We start from the raw sequence: 3,264 nt of genomic DNA on the forward strand, positions 1-3,264 counted from the left end.
TTTGTTCTTTGAAAACTAGATAATATTATTTTCTGTAAAAATTATAAATTTTATAATTTCAACCGAGAAACAGATAAAACCACCGCGTTATTTGAGTTTTTTAATTAAGTTTTAATCGCAATACTCAATTAACTTTACATCACGAAGTGATGAAGGTTAAGTTATTAAGGGCGCATGGTGAATGCCTTGGTACTAGGAGCCGATGAAGGACGGAACTAACACCGATATGCTTCGGGGAGCTGTACGTAAGCTTTGATCCGGAGATTTCCGAATGAGGAAACTCGCTTACTTTGATAGGTAAGCACTTGACTAGTGAATACATAGCTAGCAAGAGGCAGACGTGGGGAACTGAAACATCTAAGTACCCACAGGAATATAAAGAAATTTCGATTCCCTAAGTAGCGGCGAGCGAACGGGGAATAGCCCAAACCATCCTGCTTGCAGGGTGGGGTTGTAGGACTGAACATTTGAGTTACAAAAGTATTTGATAGTCGAATTAGTTGGGAAGCTAAGCTAAAAAAGGTGATAGCCCTGTAGACGAAATTAAATACCCTCAGTTCAGGATCCTGAGTACGGCGACACACGTGAAACGTCGTCGGAATCCGGGAGGACCATCTCCCAAGGCTAAATACTCCCTAGTGACCGATAGTGAACCAGTACCGTGAGGGAAAGGTGAAAAGCACCCCGGAAGGGGAGTGAAATAGTTCCTGAAACCATGTGCCTACAAGCAGTTAGAGCCCGTTAATGGGTGATAGCGTGCCTTTTGTAGAATGAACCGGCGAGTTATAGTTGCATGCAAGGTTAAGTCGAAAAAACGGAGCCGAAGCGAAAGCGAGTCTTAATAGGGCGTCACAGTATGTAGCCATAGACCCGAAACCAGGTGATCTATCCATGTCCAGGATGAAAGTGCGGTAATACGCACCGGAGGTCCGAACCCGTGTACGTTGAAAAGTGCTGGGATGAGGTGTGGATAGCGGTGAAATTCCAAACGAACTTGGAGATAGCTGGTTCTCTCCGAAATAGCTTTAGGGCTAGCCTCGGAATTAAGAATCATGGAGGTAGAGCACTGTTTGGACAAGGGGCCCATCTAGGGTTACTAAGTTCAGATAAACTCCGAATACCATTGATTTATGTCCGGGAGTCAGACAATGAGTGATAAGATCCATTGTCGAAAGGGGAACAGCCCAGACCGCCAGTTAAGGTCCCTAAATGTATACTAAGTGGAAAAGGAAGTGGAGTTGCTTAGACAACTAGGATGTTGGCTCAGAAGCAGCCACCATTTAAAGAGTGCGTAATAGCTCACTAGTCGAGTGATTCTGCGCCGAAAATTTACCGGGGCTAAGTATACTACCGAGACTGCGGACGCAACGTAAGTTGCGTGATAGGAGAGCGTTCTAAGGGCGATGAAGTTAGACCGTAAGGACTGATGGAGCGCTTAGAAGTGAGAATGCCGGTATGAGTAGCGAAAGATTAGTGAGAATCTAATCCACCGAATGACTAAGGTTTCCTGGGGAAGGCTCGTCCACCCAGGGTTAGTCGGGTCCTAAGTCGAGGCCAAGAGGCGTAGACGATGGATAACAGGTTGATATTCCTGTACTAGTTAATTATGTTTGAGCGATGGAGGGACGCAGAAGGCTAAGTTGTGCATACTGTTGGATATGTATGTTTAAATCATAAGTCAGGTGAAGAGTTAAAGGCTTATCACCGAGTTGACAAGTGATGATGAGGACCGAAATTAAAGTAGGGAAGCAACTGATGTCACGCTGCCGAGAAAAGCTTCTAGTGAGTAATTAACTACCCGTACCGCAAACCGACACAGGTAGTCGAGGAGAGAATCCTAAGGTGAGCGAGTGAACTCTCGTTAAGGAATTCGGCAAAATGACCCCGTAACTTCGGGAGAAGGGGTGCTGACCGCAAGGTCAGCCGCAGTGAAGAGGCCCAGACGACTGTTTATCAAAAACACAGGTTTCTGCAAAATCGTAAGATGACGTATAGGGGCTGACGCCTGCCCGGTGCTGGAAGGTTAAGTGGAAGAGTTAGCTTCGGCGAAGCTTAGAAATGAAGCCCCAGTAAACGGCGGCCGTAACTATAACGGTCCTAAGGTAGCGAAATTCCTTGTCGGGTAAGTTCCGACCCGCACGAAAGGCGTAACGATCTGGGCACTGTCTCAACGAGAGACTCGGTGAAATTGTGATACCTGTGAAGAAGCAGGTTACCCGCGACAGGACGGAAAGACCCCATGGAGCTTTACTGTAGCTTGATATTGGGTGTTTGCATAGCTTGTACAGAATAGGTAGGAGCCATCGATATCGGAACGCTAGTTTCGATGGAGGCATTAGTGGGATACTACCCTTGCTATGTGAACACTCTAACCCTGAACACTTATCGTGTTCGGAGACAGTGTCTGGTTGGCAGTTTGACTGGGGCGGTCGCCTCCCAAATAGTAACGGAGGCGCCCAAAGGTTCCCTCAGAATGGTTGGAAATCATTCGTAGAGTGTAAAGGCAGAAGGGAGCTTGACTGCGAGACATACAGGTCGAGCAGGGACGAAAGTCGGGCTTAGTGATCCGGTGGTACCATATGGAAGGGCCATCGCTCAACGGATAAAAGCTACCCTGGGGATAACAGGCTTATCTCCCCCAAGAGTTCACATCGACGGGGAGGTTTGGCACCTCGATGTCGGCTCATCGCATCCTGGGGCTGTAGTTGGTCCCAAGGGTTGGGCTGTTCGCCCATTAAAGCGGTACGCGAGCTGGGTTCAGAACGTCGTGAGACAGTTCGGTCCCTATCCGTCGCGGGCGCAGGAAATTTGAGAGGAGCTGTCCCTAGTACGAGAGGACCGGGATGGACATACCGCTGGTGTACCAGTTGCGCCGCCAGGCGCACAGCTGGGTAGCTATGTATGGATGGGATAAACGCTGAAAGCATCTAAGTGTGAAGCCCACCTCGAGATAAGATTTCCCATTCCTTTATGGAAGTAAGACCCCTCAAAGATGATGAGGTAGATAGGTTAGAAGTGGAAGCACAGCGATGTGTGGAGCGGACTAATACTAATCGGTCGAGGACTTAACCAAGAGTTTGGTGGAAAAGTTTCTTAGAAATAATATTATCTAGTTTTGAGAGAACAAAGTTCTTTCTAATCAAATAGTGTGGTGGCGATAGCCTGAAGGATACACCTGTTCCCATGCCGAACACAGAAGTTAAGCTTCAGCACGCCAAGAGTAGTTGGGGGATCGCCCCCTGCAAGGGTAGGACGTTGCCGCGC

Annotated in this window: 2 rRNA genes; both read left to right on the plus strand. The window is 47.9% G+C overall.

Going from position 1 to position 3,264, the window contains the following annotated elements:
* The first annotated feature begins 154 nt into the window (after positions 1-154).
* A 23S ribosomal RNA gene (locus GSH19_RS04565) occupies positions 155-3,073 on the plus strand.
* Positions 3,074-3,147: 74 nt separating this feature from the next.
* Positions 3,148-3,264 (plus strand): 5S ribosomal RNA (rrf, locus tag GSH19_RS04570).

Origin of the sequence: Lactobacillus sp. S2-2, from assembly GCF_021698855.1 — a bacterium.
GTDB lineage: Bacteria > Bacillota > Bacilli > Lactobacillales > Lactobacillaceae > Fructilactobacillus.